The 2,116-nt window shown below is 57.5% G+C and carries 3 protein-coding genes and 1 tRNA gene; all 4 read right to left on the bottom strand.

From position 1 onward, the window contains the following. Positions 1-662, bottom strand: a 662-nt coding sequence (locus DBR30_RS21845) for a dicarboxylate/amino acid:cation symporter (RefSeq protein WP_258224338.1), incomplete at its 3' end; no start/stop codon positions are given. A gap of 204 nt (positions 663-866) precedes the next feature. Further along, positions 867-1,298: a CC0125/CC1285 family lipoprotein gene (locus DBR30_RS07645; protein WP_108541939.1), complete on the bottom strand. Its 432-nt coding sequence runs from the start codon at positions 1,296-1,298 to the stop codon at positions 867-869. Between the two features lie 203 nt (positions 1,299-1,501). Further along, a tRNA-Pro gene (locus DBR30_RS07640) sits at positions 1,502-1,578 on the bottom strand. Positions 1,579-1,690: 112 nt separating this feature from the next. Next, on the bottom strand, positions 1,691-2,116 hold a 426-nt coding region (locus tag DBR30_RS21840), incomplete at its 5' end, for an amidohydrolase family protein (RefSeq protein WP_258224335.1).

Raw genomic sequence — 2,116 nt, 5'->3', positions numbered from 1 at the left:
CCGTAGGTAACCAGAATACCCAGCCCCTCTTTGGCCACCATGGCCGCGATGGCGCCAAACACCGCGAACGGCGCAAAGTTCATCACGTAGCCGGTCACTTTCAGCATGATCTCGGCAGCGCTGGCCATCAGCACCACCACCGGCTTGGCCAGATCGCCGAGCGCGGCGGCAGCCAGACCGAAGAAGAGGGAGAAGACCACGATCTGCAGGATCTCGTTGGTGGCCATCGCCTCGACCACGCTCTTGGGGATGGCGTGGGTCACAAAATCTTTCAGGGTAATGGCACCGGCAGCAATGCCCGAGCTGGCGGTGTCATTGGGCAGGGAGAGCGAGAGACCCACACCCGGCTGCATCAGGGTCACCATCACCAGACCCAGGCTCAGGGACATCAGGGAGGCCAGCATGAACCAGCCGAGGGTCTTGGCACCGATACGCCCCACGGTGCGGGTGTCGCCCATCTTGGCGATACCGACCACCAGGGTGGTGAAGACCAGGGGAGCGATGATCATCTTGATCAGGCGCAGGAAGATATCGGTCAGGATCGTGATGTTATTGGCGAAATCCGCAGCCTGATCTGCGGCAAACATCCGATAGCCCTGGCCGGTGAGGATGCCAAACATCATGGAGATGAGGATGGCGACCGTCAGTTTATTCATTTTCATGGGGGAGTCCCGGTTTTGATTGGTGCAAGCCGTAAACAGTGGCGTGGGAGCCACTACAGTCCGTTTTTGTGATCCGAGCCGTTGATTCCTGGCGGCTGGTATGCTGGGAGAATGCCTAAAAGCAGGGGGTAAATCTAGAGGCTTTATCCAGAATTTTATCCTGTCATTAGGTGTATGTGATATGGATCTTGCAAACCACCAATATTAATCACTGTTTATTTTGATTTCGGCGAGATATTTCGCATTCAGAGTTCGCTCATCGAGTGCCCGTGGCAACAGGCGAAAAGTGAGCAGCGCCGAGATGGTGTGCTGCACCTGCATCTGGGCCATAAAGAGATCAGGTTCATCTTCGTCAAAGCCGAAGATCGGCCGTGATGGGGTCACCCTGACGGCATCGCGGTTAATGGTCAGCTCATCGACCTTGAGCCAGGAGTAACCCTCTGCCAGTGCCAGCTCCCCTGCCCGCTTGAGCACATATTTGCGGGCGGTCTCCCTGTCCACCAGATCGTTGCCGACAAACTCCAGCTGCCACTTGTCCGGGCCAAGCCGGGTCTGGGAGAAACCGGTCTGGCCATTCCAGAATGACTTTTCATTCTCGTAAGGGGTGGCGCAGCCCACCAGCAGCAGGGTGAGCATCAGCAGACAACAGGGTTTAGATACGGATGCAGACACGAGAGGCCTCGACAGGCAAATGAGCAACAGAGTTGTTACTACACCATAAAGCGCGGTGGCTCCACAATCTGCTCACGCAAGCCATCACCACTGGCTTCACGCCTGTGCGGCAAATCGCAGGCAAAAGAAAAGGCCTTGTCGTTTGACAAGGCCTTTACCGGGGAATATGGTCGGTGTGAGAGGATTCGAACCTCCGACCCTCTACACCCCATGCAGATGCGCTACCTGGCTGCGCTACACACCGACGGAGTCAGCTCGGCTGACGGGGGCAGAGTTTATGGAGATGACCCTGCCCTGTCAACAGGGAAACGCCGCCAATTCCTAAGCCACGGTGCGTTCGCCTGCTTTGCGAACAATCAGCGGTTAAAGGTCAGCCGCTTGCCCAGGATCTGGTCAGTCACCTGCCCGTTTTGCCAGGCGATCTGGCCGTTCACCAGCGTCATCTCCACCGTGCTGTGGAAGCGGTAGCCGTTGAAGGGCGACCAGCCACAGTGGTAGAGGATGTTGTCATCGTTGACCACATAGGGCTTGCCCAGATCCAGCAGCACCAGATCGGCGAAGTAGCCCTCGCGGATATAACCGCGATCCTGCACCTGGAAGCGCTCGGCCACCGCATGGGAGGTCTTCTTGACGATAGTCTCCAGGGTAAACACGCCGTTGTGGTAGAGCTCCAGCAGCGTCTGCAAAGAGTGCTGCACCAGCGGTACGCCAGACGGCGCCTTGAAGTAGCTGTTCTGCTTCTCTTCCCAGGTGTGGGGCGCGTGGTCGGTGGCGATGATGTC

The organism is Aeromonas sp. HMWF017 (assembly GCF_003061465.1).
GTDB classification, from domain to species: Bacteria; Pseudomonadota; Gammaproteobacteria; order Enterobacterales; family Aeromonadaceae; genus Aeromonas; species Aeromonas veronii.
Note: the sequence above shows the minus strand (reverse complement) of the source record. Positions and strands in the feature narration are given on the sequence as shown.

Bases quoted from the DNA above. Each gene is read 5' to 3' on its own strand.
- DBR30_RS07645 (WP_108541939.1), bottom strand. From the start codon at position 1,298: ATGCTCACCCTGCTGCTGGTGGGCTGCGCCACCCCTTACGAGAATGAA.